Origin of the sequence: Pseudomonas sp. S10E 269 (assembly GCF_002798465.1) — a bacterium.
In the GTDB taxonomy this organism is placed as follows: Bacteria; Pseudomonadota; Gammaproteobacteria; order Pseudomonadales; family Pseudomonadaceae; genus Aquipseudomonas; species Aquipseudomonas pergaminensis.
This window is the reverse complement of the sequence record NZ_PHIJ01000001.1, coordinates 329,271-355,064: the sequence shown is the minus strand read 5'-3', so window position 1 is coordinate 355,064 and position 25,794 is coordinate 329,271. Positions and strand designations below refer to the sequence as shown.

The 25,794-nt window shown below is 62.0% G+C and carries 28 protein-coding genes; 15 read left to right on the top strand and 13 right to left on the bottom strand.

What is annotated here, in order from left to right; genetic code table 11:
- Nucleotides 1-2: 2 nt before the first annotated feature.
- The 8 genes from CWC48_RS01725 to CWC48_RS01690 form a co-directional block, all read right to left on the bottom strand.
- Nucleotides 3-3,638, bottom strand: coding sequence for a transporter substrate-binding domain-containing protein (locus CWC48_RS01725; protein ID WP_100491209.1), 3,636 nt, complete (start codon nucleotides 3,636-3,638; stop codon nucleotides 3-5).
- Nucleotides 3,639-3,646: 8 nt separating this feature from the next.
- A complete protein-coding gene (locus CWC48_RS01720) occupies nucleotides 3,647-4,273 on the bottom strand; it encodes a response regulator transcription factor (protein WP_099492407.1) in 627 nt (208 codons plus the stop codon).
- A gap of 249 nt (nucleotides 4,274-4,522) precedes the next feature.
- On the bottom strand, nucleotides 4,523-4,924 hold the full coding sequence (locus CWC48_RS01715; RefSeq protein ID WP_078047574.1) for a response regulator: 402 nt from the start codon (nucleotides 4,922-4,924) through the stop codon (nucleotides 4,523-4,525).
- Between the two features lie 172 nt (nucleotides 4,925-5,096).
- Entirely contained in the window at nucleotides 5,097-6,428 is a 1,332-nt protein-coding gene (locus CWC48_RS01710; protein ID WP_099492409.1) for a deoxyguanosinetriphosphate triphosphohydrolase, read from the bottom strand.
- Between the two features lie 71 nt (nucleotides 6,429-6,499).
- Complete coding sequence (locus CWC48_RS01705) at nucleotides 6,500-7,663, bottom strand: EAL domain-containing protein (RefSeq protein WP_078047576.1); 1,164 nt, start codon at nucleotides 7,661-7,663, stop codon at nucleotides 6,500-6,502.
- A gap of 92 nt (nucleotides 7,664-7,755) precedes the next feature.
- Nucleotides 7,756-8,097, bottom strand: a complete 342-nt coding sequence (locus CWC48_RS01700; protein ID WP_078047577.1) for a hypothetical protein — start codon at nucleotides 8,095-8,097, stop codon at nucleotides 7,756-7,758.
- Entirely contained in the window at nucleotides 8,094-8,477 is a 384-nt protein-coding gene (locus tag CWC48_RS01695; protein ID WP_033901397.1) for a phage holin family protein, read from the bottom strand. The genes CWC48_RS01700 and CWC48_RS01695 overlap by 4 nt, the downstream gene beginning before the upstream one ends.
- 3 nt (nucleotides 8,478-8,480) lie before the next feature.
- The gene (locus CWC48_RS01690; RefSeq protein ID WP_012723021.1) at nucleotides 8,481-8,795 is read right to left on the bottom strand and encodes a YqjD family protein; all 315 of its coding nucleotides are present in this window, start codon (nucleotides 8,793-8,795) and stop codon (nucleotides 8,481-8,483) included.
- A 347-nt stretch (nucleotides 8,796-9,142) separates the two neighbouring features.
- Between CWC48_RS01690 and CWC48_RS01685 the strand changes: the two genes are divergently transcribed.
- Nucleotides 9,143-10,351 carry an ammonium transporter gene (locus CWC48_RS01685; protein WP_078050887.1) on the top strand — a complete coding sequence of 403 codons (1,209 nt, stop codon included), beginning with the start codon at nucleotides 9,143-9,145 and terminating at the stop codon, nucleotides 10,349-10,351.
- On the opposite strand, the gene CWC48_RS01680 is transcribed toward CWC48_RS01685, so the two are convergent.
- Nucleotides 10,338-12,062, bottom strand: coding sequence for a monovalent cation:proton antiporter-2 (CPA2) family protein (locus CWC48_RS01680; protein WP_100491208.1), 1,725 nt, complete (start codon nucleotides 12,060-12,062; stop codon nucleotides 10,338-10,340). The genes CWC48_RS01685 and CWC48_RS01680 overlap by 14 nt on opposite strands.
- A 150-nt stretch (nucleotides 12,063-12,212) precedes the next feature.
- Here CWC48_RS01680 and CWC48_RS01675 point away from each other — a divergent pair, with 150 nt between their 5' ends.
- The 3 genes from CWC48_RS01675 (at nucleotide 12,213) to CWC48_RS01665 (ending at nucleotide 13,823) form a co-directional block, all read left to right on the top strand.
- Nucleotides 12,213-12,449 carry a glutaredoxin family protein gene (locus tag CWC48_RS01675; protein WP_078047579.1) on the top strand — a complete coding sequence of 79 codons (237 nt, stop codon included), beginning with the start codon at nucleotides 12,213-12,215 and terminating at the stop codon, nucleotides 12,447-12,449.
- A gap of 74 nt (nucleotides 12,450-12,523) precedes the next feature.
- Nucleotides 12,524-12,859: a transcriptional regulator gene (locus tag CWC48_RS01670; RefSeq protein ID WP_078047580.1), complete on the top strand. Its 336-nt coding sequence runs from the start codon at nucleotides 12,524-12,526 to the stop codon at nucleotides 12,857-12,859.
- 73 nt (nucleotides 12,860-12,932) lie between these two features.
- Nucleotides 12,933-13,823 carry a pseudouridine synthase gene (locus CWC48_RS01665; RefSeq protein WP_100491207.1) on the top strand — a complete coding sequence of 297 codons (891 nt, stop codon included), beginning with the start codon at nucleotides 12,933-12,935 and terminating at the stop codon, nucleotides 13,821-13,823.
- A 55-nt stretch (nucleotides 13,824-13,878) separates the two neighbouring features.
- On the opposite strand, the gene CWC48_RS01660 is transcribed toward CWC48_RS01665, so the two are convergent.
- Nucleotides 13,879-14,100 carry a YgdI/YgdR family lipoprotein gene (locus tag CWC48_RS01660; RefSeq protein WP_010211805.1) on the bottom strand — a complete coding sequence of 74 codons (222 nt, stop codon included), beginning with the start codon at nucleotides 14,098-14,100 and terminating at the stop codon, nucleotides 13,879-13,881.
- A gap of 79 nt (nucleotides 14,101-14,179) precedes the next feature.
- Nucleotides 14,180-14,782: a molybdenum cofactor guanylyltransferase MobA gene (mobA, locus tag CWC48_RS01655; protein WP_078047582.1), complete on the bottom strand. Its 603-nt coding sequence runs from the start codon at nucleotides 14,780-14,782 to the stop codon at nucleotides 14,180-14,182.
- 76 nt (nucleotides 14,783-14,858) lie between these two features.
- On the opposite strand from mobA, the gene moaB reads away from it, so the two are divergent.
- Nucleotides 14,859-15,398 carry a molybdenum cofactor biosynthesis protein B gene (moaB, locus tag CWC48_RS01650; protein ID WP_032892684.1) on the top strand — a complete coding sequence of 180 codons (540 nt, stop codon included), beginning with the start codon at nucleotides 14,859-14,861 and terminating at the stop codon, nucleotides 15,396-15,398.
- A complete protein-coding gene (glp, locus tag CWC48_RS01645) occupies nucleotides 15,382-16,608 on the top strand; it encodes a gephyrin-like molybdotransferase Glp (RefSeq protein ID WP_100491206.1) in 1,227 nt (408 codons plus the stop codon). Before moaB ends, glp begins: the two co-directional genes overlap by 17 nt.
- 127 nt (nucleotides 16,609-16,735) lie before the next feature.
- Here glp and CWC48_RS01640 read toward each other — a convergent pair whose 3' ends face one another.
- Nucleotides 16,736-17,065, bottom strand: coding sequence for an EscU/YscU/HrcU family type III secretion system export apparatus switch protein (locus tag CWC48_RS01640; RefSeq protein WP_078047584.1), 330 nt, complete (start codon nucleotides 17,063-17,065; stop codon nucleotides 16,736-16,738).
- Nucleotides 17,062-18,639, bottom strand: a complete 1,578-nt coding sequence (locus CWC48_RS01635; RefSeq protein WP_078047585.1) for a flagellar hook-length control protein FliK — start codon at nucleotides 18,637-18,639, stop codon at nucleotides 17,062-17,064. The genes CWC48_RS01640 and CWC48_RS01635 overlap by 4 nt, the downstream gene beginning before the upstream one ends.
- A 200-nt stretch (nucleotides 18,640-18,839) precedes the next feature.
- On the opposite strand from CWC48_RS01635, the gene ccmA reads away from it, so the two are divergent.
- The 9 genes from ccmA to ccmI all read left to right on the top strand — a co-directional run bounded on the left by ccmA (nucleotide 18,840) and on the right by ccmI (nucleotide 25,783).
- The gene (gene ccmA / locus CWC48_RS01630) at nucleotides 18,840-19,475 is read left to right on the top strand and encodes a cytochrome c biogenesis heme-transporting ATPase CcmA (protein WP_100491205.1); all 636 of its coding nucleotides are present in this window, start codon (nucleotides 18,840-18,842) and stop codon (nucleotides 19,473-19,475) included.
- Nucleotides 19,472-20,140: a heme exporter protein CcmB gene (ccmB, locus tag CWC48_RS01625; RefSeq protein ID WP_025857894.1), complete on the top strand. Its 669-nt coding sequence runs from the start codon at nucleotides 19,472-19,474 to the stop codon at nucleotides 20,138-20,140. Before ccmA ends, ccmB begins: the two co-directional genes overlap by 4 nt.
- Before the next feature lie 87 nt (nucleotides 20,141-20,227).
- Nucleotides 20,228-20,983 carry a heme ABC transporter permease gene (locus CWC48_RS01620; RefSeq protein ID WP_078047587.1) on the top strand — a complete coding sequence of 252 codons (756 nt, stop codon included), beginning with the start codon at nucleotides 20,228-20,230 and terminating at the stop codon, nucleotides 20,981-20,983.
- Nucleotides 20,980-21,156: a heme exporter protein CcmD gene (gene ccmD, locus CWC48_RS01615; protein WP_078047588.1), complete on the top strand. Its 177-nt coding sequence runs from the start codon at nucleotides 20,980-20,982 to the stop codon at nucleotides 21,154-21,156. Before CWC48_RS01620 ends, ccmD begins: the two co-directional genes overlap by 4 nt.
- Nucleotides 21,153-21,608 (top strand): cytochrome c maturation protein CcmE, encoded by a 456-nt coding sequence (gene ccmE / locus CWC48_RS01610; protein ID WP_078047589.1) that lies wholly within the window; start codon nucleotides 21,153-21,155, stop codon nucleotides 21,606-21,608. The genes ccmD and ccmE overlap by 4 nt, the downstream gene beginning before the upstream one ends.
- Nucleotides 21,609-21,611: 3 nt before the next feature.
- A complete protein-coding gene (locus CWC48_RS01605; protein ID WP_078047590.1) occupies nucleotides 21,612-23,600 on the top strand; it encodes a heme lyase CcmF/NrfE family subunit in 1,989 nt (662 codons plus the stop codon).
- Nucleotides 23,597-24,133, top strand: coding sequence for a DsbE family thiol:disulfide interchange protein (locus CWC48_RS01600; RefSeq protein ID WP_016978490.1), 537 nt, complete (start codon nucleotides 23,597-23,599; stop codon nucleotides 24,131-24,133). Before CWC48_RS01605 ends, CWC48_RS01600 begins: the two co-directional genes overlap by 4 nt.
- Nucleotides 24,130-24,603: a cytochrome c-type biogenesis protein gene (locus CWC48_RS01595; RefSeq protein WP_078047592.1), complete on the top strand. Its 474-nt coding sequence runs from the start codon at nucleotides 24,130-24,132 to the stop codon at nucleotides 24,601-24,603. Before CWC48_RS01600 ends, CWC48_RS01595 begins: the two co-directional genes overlap by 4 nt.
- Complete coding sequence (gene ccmI / locus CWC48_RS01590; RefSeq protein ID WP_078047593.1) at nucleotides 24,596-25,783, top strand: c-type cytochrome biogenesis protein CcmI; 1,188 nt, start codon at nucleotides 24,596-24,598, stop codon at nucleotides 25,781-25,783. The genes CWC48_RS01595 and ccmI overlap by 8 nt, the downstream gene beginning before the upstream one ends.
- Nucleotides 25,784-25,794 lie beyond the last annotated feature (11 nt).

Below are 25,794 nucleotides of genomic sequence, written 5' to 3'. Positions count from 1 at the left end.
CCTTACACGCTATCCAGGCTGTGAAGCTGCACTTTAAGCAACCGCTCGAGTTCCAGCATGAGCTTTTCCAGGGCTTTCACATCTGTTTCTATCTGTGCCCATTCAGCGCCGCGGGCACATGCCTGCTCCAGGGTCTCGCAGTGCGCAGCCAGTGAGGTGGCCTGAACGATACGCGCCGCGCCCTTGATCTTGTGCGCCTGCTCGATGATGTCCTGGAGTGGGGCGTGCGCAGCGGCCAGCGCCTTCAGCTCCTGGCGATCTTGCCGACTGCTGCTCAACAGCTCCTCCAGCAAACGCCAGCTCAACTGTGGATCTCCGCCGGTCAGGGCCTCGAAGTTGCCAAGGTCCAGGTGCAGGTGGGTAGGTGGGGGGGCGATCTGCGCCAGTTGCCGCTCCAGTGCCGTGAGGCTGATGGGTTTGAACAGGCAATCGTTCATGCCTGCCTGGGCGCAGCGTTGCTTCTCCTCGGGCTGGGCGTTGGCGGTGAACCCCAACACTACGCACGGCACCAGTTGCTCGCGCTGTTCGTACTCGCGGATCGAGCGGCTCAACTCGTAGCCATTCATGATCGGCATGTTGCAGTCAGCGATGACCAGGTCGAAACGCTCTTGGCGCCAGGCCTGGAAACCAGTGGCGCCGTTCTGCGCGGCGGTGAACTGATGACCCAGGTAACCCAACTGCTGGCACATCAGCAGGCGGTTGGCCGGATGGTCATCCACCACCAGTACATTGAGTACCGGAGCGGTGGTAGGCGCCTCGGGCTTGAGTTCATGCGTTGCCTGTTCCGGCTGCAGACGCGTCATTTTCAGGCTGACATGCACCTGGGTACCCACCATGGGCACGCTGCTCAGGCTCAGTTGCCCACCCATCATCGCGCACAGGCTACGGCAGATCACCAGCCCCAGGCCGGCGCCGCTCCTGGCAAGCTGGCCGGAATTGTCCGCTTGGGCAAACGGTTCGAACAGGCGCAACTGATCATCCCGGCTGATGCCAATCCCGGTGTCCTCGACCACCAGTTTCATCTCGACCTGCTGCGCCAGTTCGGTGGGCACCACCTCAACCTTGATTTTTACCTGGCCCATCTCAGTGAACTTGATGGCATTGCTGACCAGGTTGGACAGCACCTGCTTGAAGCGCAGCGGGTCGATCAGCACTTCGGTGTCGTCGTGGTCTGGCTTGAACTCAAGGGACAGGCTCAGGGTTTTCTGGCGCGCCAGGCCGTCGAAGACGCGTACCACCGACTCGATCACCTCACGCAGGTTGACCCGCTCCGGCGCCAGGCTCAGGCGGCCGGATTCGATGCGGGCAATGTCGAGGATATCGCCGATCAGCTCCAGCAGGTCCTTGGCCGAGTTGTACGCGACTTCGATGGCAGGACGATCGAGGTGACCCTGGTCAGCGCGTTTGAGGGTCAGCTCCAGCATGCCGATCACCGCATTCATCGGCGTGCGTATTTCATGGCTCATGGTCGCGAGGAACGTGCTCTTGGCCCGATTGGCTTCATCGGCGCGCTCTTTGGCCGCACGGATTTCATCGAACAGTTGGCGTCGCTCGCTGATGTCGATCCAGCCACCGATGATCCCCTGTACTTCCCCGGTAGAGTCGCGGTACGGCAGGATCCAGTGGTAGATCGTCAGCTTCTTGCCATGAATATGCAGGGTACGGTCCAGGATCAGCGGATTGCCTTCGGCCATCACCCGCTGGTAATCGGCGTGGTACTGCGTCGCGTCGGTTTCGAGGGCGGTGCTCATCTGGATGGCGTTTTTGCCGATCACGTCTTCGCGCTTGACGTCGAATACCTGCAAGTAGCTGTCATTGCAGGTCTGCAGCATGCCTTTACGATCACGTACGTAGATGGGGTGCGGGGTTTCATTGACCAATGCCCGCATGAACTCGAACTGGTCATTAAGGGCCCGCTCGGCCATCTGGCGATGTTTGATCTGGCGACGCATGTAGGCGTTCCAGCTCAGGGAGACCAACAGTAAAAGCCCGGTGCCGATGATGATGCGAGCGATCAATTGGTGATAATTGCGCCAGTAGCTGTCGGAGGCGGCCGTGTAGCCACGCCAGCGACTGTTGATCACGCCCAGCTCATCCGGGGCGATGCTCAGTAATGCCTTATCGAGAATCGAGCTGAGTTCGTTGGCACTGCGTGATGTAGCCAGTGCAAACGTCGCGGGTAAGGTGCCGATACTGGTGCTGATCTGAAGTTTGTCCTGAAATACCTGGGACGACAGGAAGTAGTTGGCGACCACCAGCGAGTTGACCGCGCCTTCCACATGCCCTTGGGCCAGTAGCTCCGAGGCCTTGAAGGTGTCGCTGGCCTTTACCAGTTGGATCTCGGGAAAATCGCGGCGCAAGATCGATTCCAAAGGATTGCCCTGGGTGATTGCCAGGCGCTTGCCGGCCAACTGCTCCAGGCTCGAGGGCGCGTCGGGCTCCTTGCGTGTCAGCATCACATAGGAGTTTTCCAGGTAGGGTCGACTGAAGTTCAGTTGTGTTTCGCGTTCAGCGCTCGGCACGATTGCGCCGATGATGTCAGCCTTGCCGTCGTCTACCTGTTGGATCATTGCATTCACGTCACGCCCGCGCTGGATCTCGAAACGCAACCCGGTACGCAGGCGGACCAGTTCCAGCAGGTCGGCGGTGATGCCACGGAAGTTGCCGTCAGCGTCGAAGAACGTCAGGGGGGCGAAGGTTTCATTCACGATCACCTTGACCACCGGGTGCTCGTTCAGCCAGCGCTCCTCGCGTTGCGTCAGTTGCAGCTTCTGGTCGGTCAGCAAAATATCGCTGCCGGCGCTCCAGCGTTTGGTGATCGTTTCCCGCTCATTGGTGGGCACGGCCGACAGTACCGCATCGACGATACTCAAGAGCATCCCTTGATGCTGGGGCATGGCAAAGCTGAACCCATAGGCCTCGTGTTTACCGAAGTTGGCCATGTGGATGTTTTTCAGGTAGCCCTTGTTGATCATGTAATGGGTGGAAATGGTATCGCCGAGGAACACATCGGCCTGGTCGAATGCCACCGCGTTCAAGGCATTCTGATAAGAGGGATAGGCACGAATGATCGCCTCGGGGTACAGCTTTTCCACCTCGGCCAGCGGCAGGTAGTGGTAGACCAGGGCCAGCCGCATCCCGGCCATGCCATCCGTCAGGCTGCGGGTTTCTCCTTCGCGAGTGACCAGTACCGGCTGGTCGACGGCATAGGGTTCGGACAACGTGAGGTTGGGGTTTGCCGCCTCGAAGCCGTTCGAGGTGCCCAATAAATCAATATCGCCCGTTTCGAGGGCGCGGATGGCGGCCTCTCGGGTCGGGTAGCGCAAGACCTTTACCGGCAAGCCCACTGCCTTGGCCAACAGGCCGGCGTAGTCGGCTGTGAGCCCCTCATAGTCGCGACCACTGGAAGTCAGGTCGAACGGGGGGTAGTCAGGGGACGCGGCACCCAGCACCAGTTCGCGTTTGTTCTGCAGCCATTGGCGTTGAGCCTTGTTCAGGTGGGTTTCCAGTTGAACCGAGCCTGCGCGGCTCAACAAGGTGAGGTGTTCCGGGCCCGTTTGCTGGTTCGCGAGCACGGCGGTGCTGAAGCACAAACCGGCACTCAATGTAATCAGATAGTCCTTTATACGCCTGGGCATCCGCTTTCTCACACTAGCGCGTTTCGTTTTGCCATCTCGATAAGTTCTACCAAGGATTTGGCTTGAAGTTTCTGCATTAGCCTTTTTTTGTAAGTGCTTACTGTTTTGTTGCTCAAGAACATACCTTTGGCAATTTCCTTGTTGGTGCGGCCTTGTGCAAAAAGTTGCAATACCATGAGTTCCCGGTCGTTGACGGTCTTGAATAATTCAAGTTCCTGGGATTCCGCGCCATCGGCACCATTGGCGGTCAATGCCTGGCTGGGAAAGTAGTTATAACCGGATAAAACTGCGCGGATAGCACTCAGCAATTCGCTGAGATCACCTTCCTTGCACACGTAGCCATCGGCGCCCGAGCGCATGCAGCGTGTGGCGAATAGCGTAGGAGACTGGGCTGTGAGGATCAGGGTTTTCATCTGTGTGTTCATTGCGTTGAATCGGCAGAGCACTTCCAGCCCGTCCAGCTTGGGGATGCTGATATCGAGGATAATCAGGTCCGGCAAGCACTCGCGGACCATTTGTATGGCGTCGCAACCGTTGTCCGTTTCACCCACCACTTTGTAGCCTTCGTGCTCCAACAGCATTCGGATGGCAAGCCGTATAACCGGGTGGTCATCGATAATAAAAACTGAGTTCATGATCACATTCCGTGCAAGTGCAAATAAAGCGGGCACATTAGCTCAGAAGAGAAGGCAGGAGCATGAGCTTGGGCAGGAGTAGATATAAAACAGGAAAATTCCTACATTAAAAAAGGCAAAGGCCTACCAGTTGCTAAGGCATTGTGAAGCGATACAGCAGTGGATTTAAATTGAATGAGTTAAAAGCAGGTGGCCTGGAACTAACTGGCACTGCATAGGCATCTTTTCCAGGTGGTAATGTTTAAAGTCCTACATCTTCAGCCTGAGTAATGGGCAGATCAAACGCGCAAGTTCGTCCTTGTTCAACGGCTTGGATAAATAGCCAAGCAGCGGCAGACCGCGCTCCGCGGCTTGGGCGATCAGGCTGGCGAGTTCTGCCGCAGGCAATCCGCTCAGTAGGATGGCGGTGGTGGTGAAGCGTCGGCGATTGGCGATGTCAATCAGCTCGAGGCCCGGCAGGTCGGGCAGGCATTGGTCGCACAGGATGATGTCGAAGGGCGCCTCGGCCTTGGACATCAGGCAGATGGCCTGCTCGGCGTTTTCGGCGGTGGTCAGCCGTGCGAAGCCGAAGCTCCTGAGCAGGCACTGGGTGGCGAGGAGTTGAAAGGGATGATCCTCTACCAACAGGATACGGAGCGGGTAACTGGGCATTGGCTGCACACGATGAGTCAAGCGTCAATGGGGGGGCGCGTAGGAACAGTTCGCCTGGGTCGCCCTGAGCGTGCGTGATTATTCATCGGGTGTTTGTGCGAATTCGATCAGGCCACTCTGTTCCCTTCGTAGGTCTATTCCTTTCAGGCAACAGGCAGCTTGATCGTGTTCGTTATTGAGGGCTGGAACGCCCGGTCATTTCCCGCGCCATTTCGGTGGCATAGCTGTCGGTCATGCCCGCGATAAAGTCGATCATGCGCAGGAACGAGGCGTGCAGCGGCCACTGAGGGTTCGGTGCGTTGTTGCCCAGCAGGTCGAGAATGCGCCGGTTCTTGAACGACGGCGTACGCCCGCCGTGCTGCTCAAGGGCCGCACCGCAAAAGGCATTCAGCAGGATTTCCAGGGTGGTGTAGGCGCCGATCTCATGCAGGGTCTTGCGCTTGTCCTGGAAGATCTTTTTGCGCGCCATGTCCTTGGCGTCCAGGACGCAGCGTTTGGCCGGGCCATGCATGTGCTCCACCAGATCGCCGGGCAGGGTGCCGGCCAGCAGGGCGTCCTGTTGCTCGACGAAGGCACTTGCCGCCGCGTTGGTCAAATGCTCGATCGCCTTGCCGCGCAGGATCGCCAGTTTGCGTCGACGCGAGTCCTGGGCACCGAGTTGGCGATAGGTCTGGGGCAGGTCATCGCCCACCAGGTTAAGCAGCAGCGACTCGACTTCGGCGTACTCCAGCAACTCCATTTCCAGGCCATCTTCCAGGTCGATCAGGGCATAGCAGATGTCGTCCGCCGCTTCCATCAGGTACACCAGCGGATGCCGCGCCCAGCGCTGTTCTTCGAGTTGCGGCAGGCCAAGCTTGTGGGCGATCTGCTCAAGGATCGGCAACTCGCTCTGGTAACAGCCGAACTTGTGTTTCTTATAGCCCAGGGAGTCCGCGTGGCGAGCGGTCCAAGGGTATTTCAGATAAGTGCCCAAGGTCGCGTAGGTCAGCCGGGTACCGCCGTCGAACTGGTGGTATTCCAGCTGGGTGAGCACGCGAAAGCCCTGGGCGTTGCCTTCGAAGTTGAGGAAATCATTACGCTCGGCACTGCTCATGTCATCCAGCCAACCGCGCCCTGCGGCCTGCTGGAACCAGTGACGGATAGCGTCTTCGCCGGAGTGTCCGAACGGCGGGTTGCCGATGTCATGGGCCAGGCAGGCCGATTGCACCACCATGCCCAGGTCGCTCGGGTCGCACCAGTCGGGCAGGGCGCTGCGCAGGGTTTCGCCGACGCGCATGCCGAGGGAGCGTCCCACACAGCTGACTTCCAGGGAGTGGGTCAGGCGCGTGTGGATGTGGTCGTTGCTGGAGACCGGGTGCACTTGGGTCTTGCGCCCCAGGCGGCGGAATGCGCCGGAGAAGATAATACGGTCATGGTCTTTGTGAAACGGGCTACGTCCCAGTTCTTCCGGGCTGTGCAGCGGCTTGCCAAGACGTTCGCGAGTCAGCAGGGTGGGCCAATCCAAGGCGGGTACTCTCCGTGCGGTGAATGACCCTCCCAGCTTCCCGGTTCAGTGCCGCCTGGGCAAGCAAAAATCTACAGCCCGACGGCGTCTATATCGATTAACAGCAAACGCTGACCGTTATTGAAGAATTGTCCGGCGGTGAGGCAGTACTGGTTGGTGGTCGCGTCGCGGTAGGTCGAGGACAGGGTCAGGCGTCGCTCCTCCCACCCTTCGGCCAGCAGGTGATAGAAATACGGACGCCACGACCAGTTGTGGCCCAGGTAACGGCTGTCGGCTTGCCAGGCATCCTGGCGCCATTCGAAGTTGGGCGTCAGTTGCGTGCCGTGTCGGTCGCACTGGTAGAAGCGCAGTAGCCAGGGAAAGGCCTGCAACGGCGGCAGCTGGTTCAGAGGCGCCTGTGCCTGGGCCCAGGTTTGCAGGATCTTCATCAGTTCGGCCAACTGCTGGCGCAGTTGCATGATGCGCCCGCGCTCAGCCAGTTTTTGCTGGACGTACGCGGTGCGCAATTGGGCGAAGCGCGGCACGAAGGCGTCGGTGGCGAACCATTCGAGCTGCGCCTGGGCGAACAGATAGCCCTGCACATAACGCGAGCCACACTCCAGGGCGAAGCTCAACTGCGCTTCGGTCTCCACGCCCTCGGCAATGATCCAGCACCCGGTCTTCTCCGCCATCTGCGCCAGCGCACGCACCACTTCGCTGCTTGGCCCGCCCCGAGCGGCGTCCTGAAACAAGCGCATGTCCAGCTTGAGAATGTCCGGCTGCAACGCCAGTACCCGATCGAGTTGGGAATAGCCGGCGCCAAAGTCGTCAATGGCGATGCGCGCACCGGCTTCGCGATAACGCACCACCACGTCCGACAGGCGCTGGATGTCGCCACCCAGTTCGGTGATCTCGAACACAATGCGACGCGGGTCGACACCATGGCTGTGAATCTGCTTCAGGCTCGGCAAGGCTTGGCCCGGGCGCAGGCGGTTGATCCAGCGCGGCGAGATGTTCAAGCTCAGGAACCAGTCTTCGGGGGCTTCATGCAGGCGGCTCAGCGCATTGTCGCGCAACTGCCGGTCGAGACGGCGCAAGGCCACGCCTGGCGTGCGCGGGTCGGCGAACAATGGGCCCACGGACTGCAAGCGGCCGTCAGCCTGGCGCAGACGGCCCAGGGCCTCGACGCCGGCGATGCGGCCGGTGGCGGTGTCGATAAACGGCTGGAAGCAGGCGAGCGGTTGCCCGTCGATCACGGGGCCTCCTTAAGAGAGGTGGCGAAAAAAGGCCCGGCCCTCGAAAACGAGGGCCGGGCCGATTCTGTTAGCAAGAATGCAGCCAGCCAGCCTCAACTTTTACGCGAAGTGCCCTGCATGGCCAGTTTGATCAGCGGGATCAAGCCAGCACCCAGGCGCACCAGGCGTGTCAGGCTACCGATACCGCCACCCTTGGCGCCTTTGCCGGTGAAGAAACCCATGAGCGTCACGGCGGCCACGCCCCACAGCGGCGCGTGCTTGATGCCCAGGCCGTCCTGCCAGCTCTGCCCCATAGTGCGCACCTTGTTCAAAGGCAGCATCAATTGCTGGGACTCGTGGCGGATCTCCTGACGGTGCATTTCCATGCGCAGGCGAATCAGCGCCTTGCGCATTTCGCGCCGCGACGTGTTTTGAGGCATTTCAGTCATGCTCATGGCAACAGGCGCTCCCGGTCGTTGGCCAGCTCTTCGAGGGTGGCGTGGAACGGCGTGGATTCATCGAACACCGCCGCTTTCAAGCGCACCCCGCAAAACGCTGCGGCCAGGGTGTAGAACACGCAGAGGCAGATGATCCCGGTCAGGCGATAGCCGGTGTCCCATACCAGGATCATCACCAGCGTCGACAGCCCCACCAGCAACAGCAGCGCAAACACCAGCGCCAGGCCGGCAAACAGCAGCAGGCTGACGGTGCGGGCCTTCTGTTCCTGCAATTCGATGCCAAACAATTCGACGTGACTGTGCAGCAAGCCCAACACGGCCGCGCCCAGACGCCTAGAGGTTGTCCCTGTGGACGAGCCAGTTTCGCCGATAGACATGATTTAGCGCCTTGTAGCCAGCAGGCCGATCAGAAAGCCCACGCCGGCGGCAATGCCGACCGACTGCCAAGGGTTGGCCTGCACGTAATCTTCGGTCGCGGTGACGGCCGCCTGGCCACGTTCGCGCAGGGAATCTTCCGTCTGCTTGAGGGTTTCGCGGGCCTGGAGCAGGGTGTCGTGGATCTTGGCGCGCAGCTCATCGGCCTGGTCACCAGCGAGCACTTTGGTGTCGTCCAGCAACCTTTCGGTATCAGTCACCAGGGTTTGAAAATCCGCCATCAGTATTTCTTGAGCAGTCTTTGCAGTTCTTCTGGCCATGGTTATCTCCGTGATTGGCTGATCGTGTACGTCTGTTTTCGAGTCACCGGCGTCGGTGAAGGTTCAGTTCAATTGTGTGGTACAGCTTTTGCTTTGCCTTGGTGCGCAGGCCCCTGGGCCTGCGCTGAATCCGGGCGGCCCTGGGCAATGCCTTGAAAAACCTTACCCTAAATAACTCAAACTCGCGGAAAAACCCTGTCGGCAACGGCCTGTCGTGTTGATCGCTGCGCTAAAGCGGTTCACACCCTCTGAAGAGGGGTGGGACCGGTGGAGCCAATTTAGTGCGCGCAACCCCGGCTTGAACCGCTTTGGTGCTTTTTGCCTTTATTGCAGGCCTGCCAACCTCCATGGAAAATTTGCAAAGTGCGGTGGACACGCTTGTCCACAGCTCCAACACCCTGTTTATCCTGATCGGTGCGGTCATGGTCCTGGCCATGCACGCCGGCTTCGCGTTCCTGGAAGTCGGCACGGTGCGCCAGAAGAACCAGGTCAACGCCCTGTCCAAGATCCTCAGCGACTTCGCCATCTCGACCCTGGCCTATTTCTTTATAGGCTATTGGATCTCCTACGGGGTGAGCTTCATGCAACCGGCGGCGGTCATCAGTGCCGACCACGGTTATGGCCTGGTGAAGTTCTTCTTCCTGCTGACCTTCGCGGCAGCGATCCCGGCGATTATTTCCGGTGGGATTGCGGAGCGCGCGCGGTTTGCACCACAGCTCTGCGCCACCGCATTGATCGTGGCGTTTATCTACCCGTTTTTCGAAGGCATGGTGTGGAACGGCAACTTCGGCCTGCAGGCCTGGTTGCTCGCGACCTTCGGGGCCAGCTTCCATGATTTCGCCGGTTCCGTGGTGGTCCATGCCATGGGTGGTTGGCTGGCCTTGGCGGCAGTGTTGTTGCTCGGCCCGCGTAACGGGCGCTACCGCGAAGGGCGCCTGGTGGCGTTTGCGCCGTCGAGCATTCCATTCCTGGCGCTGGGCTCGTGGATTTTGATCGTCGGCTGGTTCGGCTTCAACGTAATGAGCGCGCAGACCTTGAACGGCGTCAGCGGCCTGGTGGCAGTCAACTCGCTGATGGCGATGGTCGGCGGCACCGTCGCGGCCCTGATCATCGGCCGCAACGACCCTGGCTTCCTGCACAACGGCCCGTTGGCGGGGTTGGTGGCGATCTGCGCCGGTTCCGACCTGATGCACCCGGTGGGCGCGCTGGTCACCGGGGCCGTCGCGGGTGGTCTGTTTGTGTGGTTCTTCATCGCCGCCCAGGATCGCTGGAAGATCGACGATGTACTCGGTGTGTGGCCGTTGCACGGCTTGTGTGGCGTGTGGGGCGGCATTGCCTGCGGCATTTTCGGCCAGACCGCGCTGGGTGGCCTGGGCGGCGTGAGCCTGATCAGCCAGTTGATCGGCACGGCCCTTGGCGTGCTGGTGGCGCTGGTCGGCGGGCTGGTGGTGTATGGCGTGATCAAGCGCGTATACGGGCTGCGCTTGAGCCAGGAAGAGGAGTATTACGGCGCGGACCTGTCGATCCACAAGATCGGTGCGGTCAGTCAGGATTGATCGGCTCGTCTGCCTGCCGGTAAAAACCGTGCAGCAGGCGATAGCGGTTCTGTCGCACCTCATCGACCCGCGCCTGTACCTGCTGGTCCGGCAGGCCCAGCAGGATCAAGGCGTGGGAGGCGAGCATCAGGCTCGACTCCAACAGCTCGGGCACCACTTCGCTCGCGCCTGCGGCTTTCAGCTCGGCGAGCTGGCTGTCGTCGCGGGTGCGCACCAGGATCGGCACCTCGGTGTTGATCCGGCGTGCCTCTTTAAGCACCGCCAGGGCGACATCACTGTTGTCCACCGCAATCACCACCAGTCGCGCACGTTCCAGGCCGACCGCACTGAGCAGGGCGCCACGCCGACAATCGCCATAATGCACGCTGCTGTCCTCGGTGGCCGCTTCCTGCACCCGTTCCGGGTCGTCATCCAGGGCGATAAACGCCTGTTGCTCCTTGCGCAGAAAACGTCCGATGGATTGGCCGACGCGGCCATAGCCGCAGATCACTGCGTGCCCACGTAGCTCGGCGTTCAGCGCGGTGATTTCTTCCAGTTGCACTTGCTGGTTGGGCTTGCGATGCAGGCGCAGGGCGATGCCTGGGGCGGCGCGTAACAGCAGGGGCGTGAGCAGCATCGAACAGAAGGTGGCAGCAAGCAGCAAACCGTTGAATTCGTCGGGGATCAACCGGCTCTGCTGCATCTGCGCCATCAACGCAAAGCAAAACTCGCCGCCCTGGGCCAGGGCCAGGCCACTGCGCCAGGCGGTCTCGCTGTCGCTGCCGCGCAGTTTGACCAGCGCGGCCACCACGCAGCCTTTGACCAGCATCAGTGTGAGGGTGAGGCCGAGGATCAGCAGGCTATGGCTGACAAACAGCTGCAGGTCGATGAGCATGCCGATGCTGACGAAAAACAGCCCCAGCAAGATGTCGCGAAACGGACGGATGTCCGCTTCGATCTGATGGCGGTAGTGGCTTTCTCCCAGCAGCATGCCGGCCAGGAACGCACCGAGGGCAGGGGACAGTCCCAGCAGGTGCGTGAGCCAGGCGGTGAGCAACACAATCACCAGCGCCAGCAGCACAAACAGCTCCGCCGAATGGGACGCGGCAACCTCATGGAACAAACGCGGCAACAACCAACGGCTGGCGAGCAGCAGGCCGACAAACAGCACCACGGTCTTGCCCAGGGTCAGTGGCAACGCCCAATACCAGGCTTGCTCGCCGGTGCCGGCAAACACCGGCACCAGGGTCAGCAGCAGCACCGCCACCACATCCTGGAACAGCAATACGCCAATAGCATTCTGGCCATGGCTGCTGAAGATCTCCCCCAGGCTGGTCAACTCCTTGCTGACGATGGCCGTGGATGACAAGGCCAGCCCGGCACCCAACATCAAGGCGATGCCCGGCGCGACACCCAGCATCATCAACAACAGCCCCAGGACTAGACCGCAACCCAGCACCTGCAAGCTGCCCAGGCCAAACACCACGCGGCGCAGGGCGAGCATCTTCGTCAGGGAAAACTCCAGGCCCAGGGAAAACAGCAGGAACACCACGCCCAGTTCGGCAAGGTCGGGCAGCTCTTCGCTGTCATTCACCCAGTCCAGCGCAGTGGGCCCCACGGCCAGGCCGACACACAGGTAGCCCAGCACGGGCGGCAACTGCAGCCGGCGAAACAGCGCAATCACCACCAGGGATGAGGCCAGAATGATCAGCAGGTTGGCAAACACACGCATCTCCGTTGCAAAGGGGCAGGCAAAAAGCCGCGAGAATCGCTGAATCAGTTATAGGCCATGGTGACCTGGGTCAGGGTTTTTGTGGTGGTGGGCTTCATGCCGCCAGCGGGCTTAGAATGTTGGCCTACTTTCTGACCAGGTCCAATCGCCATGCTTCCTGAATGCCAGTTATTCGGCACCCTGGGTTGCCATCTTTGTGAGATTGCCGAGGCTGAAATCATGCCGTTGGTCGAACACGGGTTGTTGGTGGAGCTGGTGGATATCACCGATCCCGACGACCTGACCGTGGCCTACGGCCTGCGGATTCCGGTGCTTCGCCGGGTGGACACCGGGGCGGAACTGGATTGGCCTTTTGACACACAACAGGTCGTGACCTTCCTTCGTTGAGTGTTATGCGATGGCAGGTTTCCAAATATTAAGTTACTGTATGTTTGTACAGCGATTGAATTGAGGGAACGCCCGTGGTGAATGTCGAACAACTAAAAAGCAGCGTCAATCGCATGTCCGCCGACGTTGTGCGCGACGCGGTGAATGAGCTGCGCCTCGATGGCCTGGTCACGGAAGGCAAGACGCCGTTCAACAAAGTGCATTTCAATACCTGCTTTGCCGAGATCGAGGCATTGTTCCAGCGTGCCGGTTACCACAAGCAGCTGGACGTGGTGGGGTATCAGGGCTTGTTGTACGCGTTGTACGATCCAGGCCGCTGGGAAGCGGTGGACGTGCTGCGCTGGCTCAAGGAGTTCACCGAGGCCGCCAGTGCCTCGAAGCTCCTGCGGGCGGAATTGGCCAAGGCCTGAGATCCGCCCTAGGCTCAATCCCGCTGCATGCGGGATAATGCCAGCCTGTTTTTTCCAGGCTTCGAGCACATCCATGTCCACATCCGGTTTTTCTGCGTCCCAGCACCAAGCCAGCACCTTGTACCTGCCGCCCGGCCCTTGGGCGACGGTGCTCGATTGCCTGTGCGAGCACTTCCCGGCGATTGGCCGTGAACACTGGCTGGACCGCATCGCCCGGGGCCGGGTGCTGGACATCAACGGCAGCCCGATCAGCCTGGACCTGGCCTACAAGGAAGGCCTGTGTATTTATTACTTCCGCGAAGTGCCCAACGAGAAAGCCATCCCGGTGCAGGAAACCATCCTGTATGCCGACGAGCATCTCGTCGTCGCCGACAAACCGCATTTTTTGCCCGTGACGCCGGCCGGGGAGTACGTCGAGCAAACCCTGCTGCGCCGCTTGATTCGCCGTCTGGACAACCCGTCACTGGTGCCTTTGCACCGCATCGACCGGCATACGGCGGGGCTGGTGCTGTTCTCGGCCAACCCGGCCAGCCGCTCGGCTTATCAGCAACTGTTTCCCACACGCCAGATCGATAAGTTCTATGAAGCCATCGCGCCGGCCCTGCCAGGCCTGACGTTCCCCCTGGTGCATAAAAGCCGCCTGGTGGATGGCGAACCGTTCTTTCGTATGCAGGAAGGCGCCGGTGCCGCGAACACAGAAACGGCTGTGGACGTGCGGGAAAAGAACGGCGATCTATGGCGTTACGGCCTGTTCCCCGTCACCGGCAAGAAGCACCAGCTGCGCGTGCACATGACCGCACTCGGCGCGAGTATCTGTAATGACCCGTTCTACCCCGATGTGATCAAGGATGCCGTGGACGACTACGCCAACCCGCTGAAGCTGTTGGCCCAGGGCGTGCGGTTTATCGACCCGGTCACAGGTGTCGAGCGCAGCTTTCGCAGCCAGATCACCCTCGACTGGTAACCGCCAGAAACAACAAGGCCCGCGCGAGGCGGGCCTTGTTGGCAAACGCTAAGATTTACAGGTCTTTAACGGTGCGAACCTGATCTTTGTTGATGCGGGTGCGCTTGCCGTCAAGTTGTTCGAATTCGTAGAAACCCGAATCTTCGTTGTATTTCGGGGTGTCGACGGCCTGGATTTCGCGACCGTCATTCAGGGTGATCACTGTTGGCGAGGCGCAACCGGCGAGGGTGGCGAGGCCCAGTGCAAGCATGAGAGCGGCGATGGTCCGTTGAGTCATGAGTTCGTCTCCGAGAGAATTCTTTTAAATAGCTGACCTTGTGACGCCTACGGCGTCGACAAAGTTCCTTGTGCGAGGTTCATTCTGACACGCCCGACGGCGTCTGTAACAGCTCCGGCGTATTAAGGTTGGCCAGGCGCGGGTCATTCGCCGGGCACTCCAGGCCCACGCCGCCCTGTTGCAAGAAGATCTTGCGCGGGCTGCGTTCGCCCGCGTGCCAGGCGCTATCCACCGCGTCCCGCAGGGCGGTCGGCACGATGCAGATCAGCGGTTCCCAGAACTCACCATGGCGCACCATCACCGGCCACCGAGGGTTGCGTCCTGCGGTCTCACGCAGTTCGGCGAGCAGTCGGGCGTCGATCTGCGGCACGTCGCACGGCAATATCAGCAAGTGCCCATGACGCGCGGCGGCGAGCCCCGCACGGATACCCGCGAGCGGGCCGGGAAAGTCCGGGCTGTCATCGCTCACCAGTTGGTCGGCATACGGTGCGTACCGGTCATGGTTACGGTTGCACGAGATGATCAGATCGTCTGTCAGCGGGCGCACCAGGCGCTGCAAGTGCGCGATCAAGGGTTGCCCGCGCCACTCCAGCAAGCCTTTGTCCTGCCCGCCCATGCGCTGGCCGCGCCCACCCGACAGCAGCAGGATCGAGCAGGGCAGGGGTGAATAATCAGTCGACATGGCGGTTCCGCTGCGGCAGGTAAATAGGGGCCTGTGATATAACATCGGGCTGTTCCTTCGACAACCGGACCGTGCCATGAAAGCCAAGGCAGATGCGCCCTTCGTACCCCTGAACATCGCTGTACTGACCGTCAGTGACACCCGCACCCTCGAAACCGATACCTCCGGCCAGGTCTTCGTCGACCGCCTCACCGCCGCCGGCCACCACCTGGCCGAGCGCGTGCTGCTCAAGGACGACCTCTATAAGATCCGCGCCCAGGTCGCCCACTGGATCGCCGAAGACGTGGTGCAAGTCGTGCTGATCACCGGCGGCACCGGCTTCACCGGCCGTGACAGCACCCCCGAGGCGGTCAGCTGCCTGCTGGACAAGCAGGTCGACGGCTTTGGCGAACTGTTCCGCCAGATTTCCGTGGCCGACATCGGCACCTCTACTGTGCAGTCCCGCGCCCTGGCCGGTCTGGCCAATGGCACCCTGGTGTGCTGCCTGCCGGGCTCTACCAATGCGGTGCGTACCGGCTGGGACGGCATCCTCGCCGAGCAGTTGGACAACCGTCACCGCCCGTGCAATTTCGTGCCGCACCTGAAACAGGCCGAGCCTTGTGAATCCCGTGGGTAAGCCCGGCAAGACCGGCGCCCTGATGCCGGTGGAAGACGCCTTGCAACAACTGCTGGCCATGGCCGCGGCCGCGCCGATCCGCGAGCAGGAAACCTTGGCCCTAGAGGACTGCGACGCTCGCATACTGGCGCAGGACCTGGTCTCCACCCTCGACCTGCCGCCGTGGCCGAACAGCGCCATGGACGGTTATGCCGTGCGCCTGGCGGACTGGACCGGTGAACCTCTGGTGGTCAGCCAGCGCATCTTCGCCGGCCAGGCGCCACAACCCTTGGCCGCCGGCACCTGCGCGCGCATCTTCACTGGCGCCCCGGTGCCCGAAGGTGCCGACTGTGTCGAGATGCAGGAAAATGCCGTGGTGCACGCCGATGAGCGCGTGAGCTTCACCGAAGCCCTGCACATCGACCAGAACATCCGCCCCCAAGGCCAGGAAACCACCGTCGGCGAGTTAGTGCTCACCGCCGGCACGCGCCTGGGCCCGATCGAGCTGGGCCTGGCCGCCTCCCTCGGCCATGACCGCCTCGCCGTGATCCGCCGCCCACGGGTGGCTGTGCTGTCCACGGGCGACGAGTTGATCGAGCCCGGTTTGCCGCTGGGGCCGGGGCAGATCTACAACAGCAACCGTCGGGTGTTGTGCTCATGGCTCACCCGCATGGGCTGTGAAGTGATCGACGCGGGCATCCTGCCGGATGACCTGGAGAAAACCCGGAACTGCCTGGCAGGCCTGGGCGCGGTCGACCTGATACTGTCCACGGGCGGTGTATCGGTGGGCGAGGCGGATTTCCTCGGCATCGCCCTGCGTGAGGAGGGCGAGCTGGCGTTGTGGAAACTGGCGATCAAACCGGGCAAGCCGCTGACCTTCGGCCACTTCCGTGGCGTGCCGGTGATCGGCCTGCCGGGCAACCCGGCTTCAACGCTGGTGACCTTCGCGCTGCTGGCACGCCCTTATCTGCTGCGCCGCCAAGGCGTGCAAGACGTCGAGCCGCTGCGCGTCGAAGTGCCGGTGGGGTTTGTCTGGCCCAAGCCAGGCAACCGCCGTGAGTACCTGCGCGGGCGGATCGAACAGGGCAAGGCGATCATCTACCGCAACCAAAGCTCCGGCGTGCTGCGCAGTGCGGCGTGGGCGCAAGGGTTTGTGGAGGTGTTGGAAGGCACGACGTTGGAGATCGGCGATACCGTCAATTTCATCCCGCTCAGTGAAGTCCTGAACTGAACACAGATCAAAAATGTGGGAGCGGGCTTGCTCGCGAATGCGGTGTTTCAGCCACTAAATGTGCTGACTGATCCACCGCTTTCGCGAGCAAGCCCGCTCCCACAGTTAGTTTTGTGTTGTCGGTGAGTCAGTAGTCATCCCCACGCTCCGTCACGTCGCGCTCCACCGGCCCCGCGTCCGGGTCATACCCCACCGGGAACTTGCCTTTCAACGTCCACGCAAACGCAATGATCTCGGCCACCGTGCGGTATAGCTCCTCCGGAATACTGTCGCCCAGCTCCATGCGCGCCAGCAGCTTCACCAACTCGGCGTTTTCATAGATCGGCACTTCATTCTCGCGCGCCAGTTTAAGGATGGCTTCGGCCAGGGCATCGTCGCCTTTGGCCGTCAGGGTCGGCGCTTGCTGGCCGTCGTACTTGAGGGCAATCGCCTGACGCGGTGGCGGCGGATTCTTCATGCGGTTTCATCCACCCAGCGTTGCTCCAATCCGGTTTTAGGCCCGCGCGGCGGTGTGCCGAGGTGGCAATCGAGGTCGCCGACGTTGATGCCGGAGGTCACCAGGCGTTCGCGCAGGTTGCCCAAGTGGCTTTCGATCAAGCTGGCGGTAAAAGGCCGGGAAGCCCACAACTGGCTGGACAGTTTGCCCTGGCTCAATTGCGCCTGGACCTGCAACGGGCCCAACGGCTCCATGTCGAAGGCGAGTTCGACGCGCCAGAGCATTTGCTTGGCGTCCTTCTTGTCCTTGCGCTCGGGCTGGTCTTTGTCTGGTGCGGGTTCTTCGCGTTGGAATTTGACCTGCAGCGGCACGATGTCCTGCAACGTACGCATCGGGATTTCCAGCTGCCACGTGGTCTGCAGGCGGCCGTCGGCGGTGGTGCCGGTCTGTTCCAGGCTCGACAGCTGGTGGCTCTGCAACCGCGAGATGGCCCCGGCGGCCAGGCGCAGCAGGTTTTCCAGGTCGCCTTCGCCTTCGAGCTTCGCCATCAGTCGCTCGGGCAGCGGGAATCCGGCAGGCAACTGCCGGGCGCTGACTTGGCCGAGGGTGTTCAGGGGGCTGCGCACAAAGTTGGGAAGCACCTGGGCCAGGGTATTGGCGGCGAGGATGGCATTCATATTGGTGCTGGCGGGCAGGGCGGGCAGCAAGTCCGCGACCAGGCGCAGCAGCGCGCCTTTCATGTCCAGCGGTGGGATCTGCGGGTTTTGCCCGGCCAGCAGCTTGGCTTCCAGAAAGGCACCACTGTTCTGGATGACTTGCGCCAGCACCTTGGGATTGCTGACCTGGGCCAGGTCCGGCAAGGCGGCCAGCAGACGGTCGGCGGCGGCGCGCAGGTCGGCGGAGGTGCTGTCGCCACGGGGCAGGTTCTGCAGCGCGGTGAACACCGCGTCCAGTGAGCCTTGGCGGCTTTGCTGGGTTGACAGTTGCTGGGTGACGGCCAGTTGATCCTTGAGCCCGCTCAGCGGCACAAAGCTCAGGGTCTGCGCGTTTTGCACCACGGCGCTGAGCAAGCTGCCGACGCGCAGGGGTTGCGGGCTTTCCACGGTCAGGGTCGCGCCCGCCAGGGCGTTGTTGAGCACGGTGACCAGCGAGCGGTAGATCGCCGGTTGCGCCGTGCCCTGGGGCAGCATCTGGGTGGTCAGCACTTTGGCTTGCAACAGCGTGCCCACCGGCATCTGGTGGGTGTCGATGCGGGTGAGGGCGGCGACATTGGCGCTCAAGGCCTGTTGCAAGCTCAGGGTGAGGTTGCCCGCAGTCGTCTGGCTTACGGCGACATTGCTGCCCAGCGGCAGCGGCTGCGGGCTGCTCGCCTGCACCAGGGTCTGGCGACCGCCTTCAAGGGTCAGTTTGAGCAGTAACTGGAAGGCTTCACCGCCTTGTTTCAGGGCGATGACTTCAGCGTTCGCGGTTTTCCCGGGGTCGATCAGGCCGATCTGCGGCTCCAGCAGTTTCAGCAACTCACCGGCTGCGGGCGCAGGGCCAGGCCCGGCTGGCGGGGCGGGTGGAAGCGTAGGAAGGTTGATCTCACCGGTCATCGCGCGCGTCGTCTCTGGGGAAATTGCCCTCTTTAGAGTAGGGCATCACATGTATAATGCCGCCCGTCTGCAAAGAGAGCGGTAAAAACCTCACAACTATTTGATCCAGCTCTCTAAAATCGGTCGCCAAAGCCGTTATTGTGCATTTCTCTTTAACGGCCGCTGCACCGCCGACTTGAACCGTAAAGGCCCGCGATCTTTTGACCAGCCCTCTTCTTGAAGCCGTAGCGCTCTCCTGTGAACGCGACCTGCGCCTGTTGTTCGAGCACCTCGAACTGCGGCTGACGGGCGGCGACATGGTGCAGGTCAGCGGCCCCAACGGCAGCGGCAAGACCAGTTTGCTGCGCCTGCTGGCGGGGTTGATGCAGCCGACCGCCGGTGAAGTTCGACTCAACGGCAAGCCCCTTAACGAACAACGCACTGAGCTGGCGCGCAATCTTGTGTGGATTGGCCACGCTGCCGGCATCAAGGACGTGTTGACCGCCGAGGAAAACCTCAGCTGGCTCAGCGCCCTGCATCATCGCGCGTCGCGCGACGCCATCTGGCAGGCTCTGGCCGCTGTCGGCCTCAAGGGCTTCGAAGACGTGCCCTGTCACACCCTGTCTGCCGGCCAACAGCGCCGCGTGGCCCTGGCGCGTTTGTACCTGCCGTGCCCGCCGCTGTGGATTCTCGACGAACCCTTCACCGCCCTCGACAAACAAGGCGTGGCCCAGTTGGAAGAACACCTGGCCCACCATTGCGAGCAGGGCGGCCTGGTCGTCCTCACCACTCACCACACCTTGGCGCGCATGCCTGCTGGCTACCGCGACCTTGACCTGGGCCGGTGGTCGCTGTGAGCGTCTTCGCCCTGCTGGTCGCCCGCGAAGCGCGGCTGCTGTGTCGTCGCCCGGCCGAACTGGCCAACCCGCTGGTGTTCTTTGCGATTGTCATCGCGTTGTTTCCGTTGGCGGTCGGTCCCGAGACTAAACTGTTGCAAACCTTGTCCCCCGGACTGGTGTGGGTGGCGGCGCTTTTGTCGGTCCTGCTCTCGCTGGACGGGCTGTTTCGCAGTGATTTCGAAGACGGTTCCCTCGAACAGTGGGTCCTTTCGTCGCACCCTTTGCCACTTCTGGTACTGGCAAAGGTACTGGCACACTGGGCTTTTTCCGGCTTGGCGCTAGTCTTGCTCTCGCCGCTGCTGGCGATGATGCTGGGCTTGCCCGTCGAATGCCTGCCGGTGTTGCTCCTGTCCTTGTTGCTCGGTACGCCGGTGCTCAGCCTGTTGGGGGCGGTGGGCGCAGCGTTGACCGTGGGCTTGAAGCGGGGCGGCCTGTTATTGGCCCTGCTGATTCTGCCTTTGTACATCCCGGTATTGATCCTGGGCAGCGGCGCCTTGCAAGCCGCGCTCATGGGCATGCCGGCGACTGGTTATCTCCTGTGGCTTGGCAGCCTGGCCGCCCTGGCGGTAACCCTGACACCCTTTGCTATAGCGGCTGGCCTGAAGATCAGCGTCGGCGAATAATGAGGTCTGGCTAAGCGTTATGCCTTAGCCAGTAAAGACCCTGAGAGCTTCTTGCCAAGACAAGAGGCCACCGTGATGGAAACAGCAATGAACTGGACCTGGTTTCATAAGCTCGGCTCGCCCAAATGGTTCTATGGCATCAGCGGCAAGCTGCTGCCGTGGTTGAGCGTCGCCGCCGTGTTGCTGATCGGCATCGGCCTGGTCTGGGGCCTGGCCTTCGCGCCGCCGGACTACCAGCAAGGCAACAGCTTTCGCATCATCTATATCCACGTGCCTGCCGCGATGCTGGCCCAGTCCTGCTACGTGATGCTGGCGGTGTGCGGCATCGTCGGCCTGGTGTGGAAGATGAAACTCGCGGACGTGGCCCTGCAATGCGCCGCGCCCATCGGTGCGTGGATGACCGCCGTGGCGCTGGTCACCGGCGCGATCTGGGGCAAGCCCACCTGGGGCTCGTGGTGGGTGTGGGATGCACGACTAACGTCCATGTTGATCCTGCTGTTCCTGTACTTCGGTCTGATTGCCCTGGGCAACGCGATCAGCAATCGTGACAGCGCCGCCAAGGCCTGTGCGGTGCTGGCGATTGTTGGCGTGATCAACATCCCGATCATCAAATACTCGGTGGAGTGGTGGAACACCCTGCACCAGGGCGCCACCTTCACCCTCACCGAAAAACCGGCAATGCCCGTGGAAATGTGGGCACCGCTGCTGCTGATGGTGCTGGGGTTCTACTGTTTCTTCGGTGCCGTGCTGCTGCTGCGCATGCGCCTCGAAGTGCTCAAGCGTGAAGCCCGCGCCAGCTGGGTCAAGGCCGAAGTGCAAAGCAGCCTGGGAGCGCGCGCATGAGTTTTGCTTCTTTCAGCGAGTTTCTCGCCATGGGCCATCACGGCCTGTATGTCTGGACGGCCTATGGCATCTGCCTCGCGGTGCTGGCCCTCAACGTCGCCATGCCGATCCTGGCTCGCAAGCGTTACCTGCAACAAGAGGCGCGTCGTCTGCGCCGGGAGACCGATAAGTGAATCCGCTGCGTAGAAAGCGTCTGTTGATCATCCTTGCCATCCTGGCCGGCGTCGGCATTGCCGTGGCCCTGGCCTTGAGCGCCCTGCAGCAGAACATCAACCTGTTCTACACCCCGACCCAGATCGCCAATGGCGAAGCGCCGGTCGACACGCGCATCCGCGCCGGCGGCATGGTGGAAAAGGGCTCGCTCAAGCGTTCCGGAGATTCCCTCGACGTGACCTTCGTGGTCACCGACTTCAACAAGGCCGTGACCATCACCTATCGCGGCATCCTCCCGGACTTGTTCCGCGAAGGCCAGGGCATCGTCGCCTTGGGCAAACTCAACGCTGACGGCGTGGTGGTGGCCGATGAAGTGCTGGCCAAGCACGATGAGAAATACATGCCGCCGGAAGTCACCAAGGCCCTGAAAGACAGCGGCCAATCCGCGCCAACGCCTGCCAAGGAGGGCTAAGCCATGACGTCCGCACTGTTTATTCCTGAGCTGGGCCAGTTGGCGATGATCCTCGCCCTGTGCTTTGCCATCGTCCAGGCCGTAGTGCCATTGCTCGGCGCCTGGCGCGGTGACCGCTTATGGATGAGCCTGGCGCAGCCGGCTGCCTGGGGCCAGTTTGCGTTCCTGCTGTTCGCGTTCGGTTGCCTGACCTACGCCTTTATGACCGACGACTTTTCCGTCGCCTACGTGGCCAATAACTCCAACAGCGCGCTGCCCTGGTACTACAAGTTCAGCGCCGTGTGGGGCGCCCACGAAGGGTCGCTGCTGCTGTGGGCGTTGATCCTCGGCGGCTGGACCTTTGCCGTGTCGGTGTTCTCGCGCCAACTGCCGCAAGTGATGCTGGCGCGGGTGCTGGCGGTGATGGGCATGATCAGCATCGGCTTCCTGCTGTTCCTGATCATGACGTCCAACCCGTTCAGCCGCATCCTGCCGCAGATCCCGGCGAACGGGCATGACCTCAACCCGCTGCTGCAAGACATCGGCCTGATCGTGCACCCGCCGATGCTCTACATGGGTTACGTCGGTTTCTCGGTGGCCTTCGCCTTCGCCATCGCCGCCTTGCTTGGCGGACGCCTCGATGCGGCCTGGGCGCGCTGGTCGCGGCCGTGGACCATCGTCGCCTGGGCGTTCCTCGGGATTGGTATCACGCTTGGCTCCTGGTGGGCCTATTACGAACTTGGTTGGGGCGGCTGGTGGTTCTGGGACCCGGTGGAAAACGCCTCCTTCATGCCCTGGCTGGTCGGCACGGCGCTGATTCACTCGCTGGCCGTCACCGAAAAACGCGGCGTGTTCAAGAGCTGGACCGTGCTGCTGGCCATCGCGGCGTTTTCCCTCAGCCTGCTCGGCACATTCCTTGTGCGTTCGGGCGTGCTGACCTCGGTGCACGCGTTTGCTTCCGACCCTGAGCGCGGCGTGTTCATCCTGATCTTCCTGCTGTTTGTGGTCGGCGGCTCCCTGACGTTGTTTGCGTTGCGCGCGCCAGTGGTCAAGAGCCAGGTCGGCTTCAACCTGTGGTCGCGGGAAACCCTGTTGCTGGGCAATAACCTGGTGCTGGTGGTGGCCGCGTCGATGATCCTGCTCGGCACCCTGTACCCATTGGTGCTGGACGCCTTGAGCGGTGCCAAGCTGTCCGTGGGCCCGCCGTACTTCAACGCGTTGTTTATCCCATTGATGGGCCTGTTGATGGTGGTGATGGCGGTCGGCGTGCTGGTGCGCTGGAAAGACACGCCGGTCAAATGGCTGGCCGGCATGCTGATGCCGGTGCTGCTCGGCAGCGTGGCGTTGGCGGTGATCGCCGGGTTTGCCTACGGCGACTTCAATTGGGCGGTGCTCGCCACCTTCCTGCTCGCCGCCTGGGTATTGCTGGCCGGCGTGCGCGACCTCTTCGACAAGACCCGCCACAAAGGCCTGATCAAAGGCCTGCCAACCCTGACCCGCAGCTACTGGGGCATGCAGATCGCCCATATCGGCATCGCCGTGTGCGCCCTGGGCGTGGTGCTCTCCAGCCAGAACAGCGCCGAGCGCGACCTGCGCCTGGCACCGGGCGAGTCCATGGACCTGGCCGGTTACCACTTCATCTTCGAAGGCGCCAAGCACTTCGAAGGGCCGAACTTCACGTCAGACAAAGGCACGGTACGCGTCGTCCGCAACGGTAAAGAGATCGCCGTGCTGCACCCGGAAAAACGCCTGTACACCGTGCAGAGTTCGATGATGACCGAGGCCGGTATCGACGCCGGTTTCACCCGCGACCTATATGTGGCGCTGGGTGAACCCCTGGGCGAGGGCGCCTGGGCGGTGCGGGTGCATGTGAAACCCTTTGTGCGCTGGATCTGGTTCGGCGGCTTGCTCACCGGTTTCGGCGGTTTGCTGGCCGCGATGGACCGGCGTTATCGGGTCAAGGTCAAGAGCCGGGTGCGTGAAGCCCTCGGCCTGCAGGGAGCGGCGGCATGAAGCGTTGGTTGATGGTGGTACCGCTGGCGATGTTTCTGGTGGTGGCGGTGTTCCTGTATCGCGGTCTTTATCTGGACCCGGCCGAGCTGCCCTCGGCCATGATCGGCAAGCCGTTCCCGGCGTTCAGCCTGCCAACGGTGCAGGGCGACAAGACCCTGACCCAGGCCGACCTGCTGGGCAAACCCGCCCTGGTCAACGTGTGGGGCACCTGGTGCATCTCCTGCCGCGTCGAGCACCCGGTGTTGAACAAGCTGGCCGAGAAGGGCGTGGTGATCTATGGCATCAACTACAAGGACGACAACGCCGCAGCCTTGAAGTGGCTGGCCGAGTTCCACAACCCGTACCAGTTGGATATCCGCGATGAAGACGGCAACCTCGGCCTGAACCTCGGTGTCTACGGCGCTCCGGAAACCTTCTTTATCGATGCCAAGGGCGTGATCCGCGACAAGTACGTCGGCGTGATCGACGAGGTGGTCTGGCGCGAACAACTGGCTGCCAAGTACCAGGCGCTGGTCGATGAGGCCAAGCCATGAAGCGTCTGTTAGCCGCTGCGGTGCTGGCGCTGGGGTTGGCCGGCGTGGCCCACGCCGCCATCGACACCTATGAATTCGCCAAGGACGGTGACCGCGAGCGTTTCCGCGAACTCACCAAGGAACTGCGCTGCCCCAAGTGCCAGAACCAGGACATCGCCGACTCCAATGCCCCCATCGCCGCCGACCTGCGCAAAGAGATTTTCCGCATGCTGGGGGAGGGCAAGGACAACCAGCAGATCATCGACTTCATGGTCGACCGCTACGGTGATTTCGTGCGCTACAAACCGGCCCTCACCGGCAAGACCGCGCTGCTGTGGTTCGGACCTGCCGGGCTGTTGCTGGCGGGCGTGGTGGTGATGGCGGTGATCGTGCGCCGTCGCCGCGCCGCGCCGACCGATGGTTCCGATGCGTTGTCCCTGGATGAGCGTAAACGCCTCGACCAATTGCTGGACACCAAGACTGATGATTGATTTCTGGCTCGCAGCCGGCTTGCTGCTTCTGATTGCCCTGAGTTTCCTGTTGATCCCTGTGCTGCGCGGCCGCCGCGCCCAGCGTGAAGAGGACCGCACCGCGTTGAACGTGGCGCTGTACCAGGAACGTGTCGCCGAGTTGCAAGTGCAGCAGGACGAAGGCGTGCTCAACGCCGCACAACTCGACACCGGCCGCGCCGAAGCGGCGCGTGAATTGCTGGCTGACACGGAAGGCTTGGAGAAACCCCGCGAATCGCGCCTGGGCAAGCCACTGCCATTGCTGGCAGCGTTTTTGGTGCCGGTCCTGGGCGTTGCGCTGTACCTGCATTACGGGGCCAGCGACAAGGTTGAACTGACCCGCGAATTCTCCCAGCCGCCGGTGTCCATGGAAGACATGACCCACCGCCTGGAACGCGCTGCCGCCGCCCAGCCGGATTCGCCGGAAGGCCTGTACTTCCTTGGCCGTGCCTACATGGCCCAGGATCGCTCCGCCGATGCGGCCAAAGTGTTCGAGCGCACCGTCGCCCTGGCCGGTCGCCAGCCGGAACTGCTCGGTCAGTGGGCCCAGGCGCAGTATTTCGCCGACAACAAACAGTGGTCGCCCAAGGTGCAAGCGCTGACGGACGAGGCGTTGAAGCTTGATCCGAAGGAAGTCACCAGCCTCGGCCTGCTCGGTATCGCGGCGTTTGAAGGCCAGCGTTATCAGGAAGCGATCGACTACTGGAACCGGCTGTTGGCGCAACTGCCACCGGAAGACAATTCCCGTGCAGCCCTGCAAGGTGGCATTGATCGCGCAGCTGAGAAGCTGAAAGAAAACGGCGGCACCGTCGCCCCTCAAAAAGCCGCGATGAAAGTTCGGGTGGATCTGAGCGCCGACGTGAAGGCCAAAGCCCTGCCCACTGACAGCGTATTCATCTTCGCCCGCGCGGTCTCCGGCCCACCGGCGCCATTGGCGGCCAAGCGCGTCACCGTCGCCGAGCTGCCGATCACCGTCGAACTGGGCGATGCCGACGCGATGATGCCGCAGTTGAAACTGTCGAACTTCCCCGAAGTCCAACTGGTTGCGCGCATATCCCGGGCCGGTGTTCCGACCGCTGGCGAATGGATCGGCCGCAGCCAACCCTTGGCCAGCAGCACCACTGCCGTGCAGCAGCTGACCATCGACAGTCCGGACAAGTAATCGAGGAAACG

Coding starts and splice junctions, on each gene's coding strand:
- CWC48_RS01725 (WP_100491209.1), bottom strand. CDS start 3,638: ATGCCCAGGCGTATAAAGGACTATCTGATTACATTGAGTGCCGGTTTG.
- CWC48_RS01720 (WP_099492407.1), bottom strand. CDS start 4,273: ATGAACTCAGTTTTTATTATCGATGACCACCCGGTTATACGGCTTGCC.
- CWC48_RS01715 (WP_078047574.1), bottom strand. CDS start 4,924: ATGCCCAGTTACCCGCTCCGTATCCTGTTGGTAGAGGATCATCCCTTT.
- CWC48_RS01700 (WP_078047577.1), bottom strand. CDS start 8,097: ATGAGCATGACTGAAATGCCTCAAAACACGTCGCGGCGCGAAATGCGC.
- CWC48_RS01695 (WP_033901397.1), bottom strand. CDS start 8,477: ATGTCTATCGGCGAAACTGGCTCGTCCACAGGGACAACCTCTAGGCGT.
- CWC48_RS01690 (WP_012723021.1), bottom strand. CDS start 8,795: ATGGCCAGAAGAACTGCAAAGACTGCTCAAGAAATACTGATGGCGGAT.
- CWC48_RS01685 (WP_078050887.1), top strand. CDS start 9,143: ATGGAAAATTTGCAAAGTGCGGTGGACACGCTTGTCCACAGCTCCAAC.
- CWC48_RS01680 (WP_100491208.1), bottom strand. CDS start 12,062: ATGCGTGTGTTTGCCAACCTGCTGATCATTCTGGCCTCATCCCTGGTG.
- CWC48_RS01675 (WP_078047579.1), top strand. CDS start 12,213: ATGCTTCCTGAATGCCAGTTATTCGGCACCCTGGGTTGCCATCTTTGT.
- CWC48_RS01665 (WP_100491207.1), top strand. CDS start 12,933: ATGTCCACATCCGGTTTTTCTGCGTCCCAGCACCAAGCCAGCACCTTG.
- CWC48_RS01660 (WP_010211805.1), bottom strand. CDS start 14,100: ATGACTCAACGGACCATCGCCGCTCTCATGCTTGCACTGGGCCTCGCC.
- mobA (WP_078047582.1), bottom strand. CDS start 14,782: ATGTCGACTGATTATTCACCCCTGCCCTGCTCGATCCTGCTGCTGTCG.
- moaB (WP_032892684.1), top strand. CDS start 14,859: ATGAAAGCCAAGGCAGATGCGCCCTTCGTACCCCTGAACATCGCTGTA.
- CWC48_RS01640 (WP_078047584.1), bottom strand. CDS start 17,065: ATGAAGAATCCGCCGCCACCGCGTCAGGCGATTGCCCTCAAGTACGAC.
- CWC48_RS01635 (WP_078047585.1), bottom strand. CDS start 18,639: ATGACCGGTGAGATCAACCTTCCTACGCTTCCACCCGCCCCGCCAGCC.
- CWC48_RS01620 (WP_078047587.1), top strand. CDS start 20,228: ATGAACTGGACCTGGTTTCATAAGCTCGGCTCGCCCAAATGGTTCTAT.
- ccmD (WP_078047588.1), top strand. CDS start 20,980: ATGAGTTTTGCTTCTTTCAGCGAGTTTCTCGCCATGGGCCATCACGGC.
- CWC48_RS01605 (WP_078047590.1), top strand. CDS start 21,612: ATGACGTCCGCACTGTTTATTCCTGAGCTGGGCCAGTTGGCGATGATC.
- CWC48_RS01600 (WP_016978490.1), top strand. CDS start 23,597: ATGAAGCGTTGGTTGATGGTGGTACCGCTGGCGATGTTTCTGGTGGTG.
- CWC48_RS01595 (WP_078047592.1), top strand. CDS start 24,130: ATGAAGCGTCTGTTAGCCGCTGCGGTGCTGGCGCTGGGGTTGGCCGGC.
- ccmI (WP_078047593.1), top strand. CDS start 24,596: ATGATTGATTTCTGGCTCGCAGCCGGCTTGCTGCTTCTGATTGCCCTG.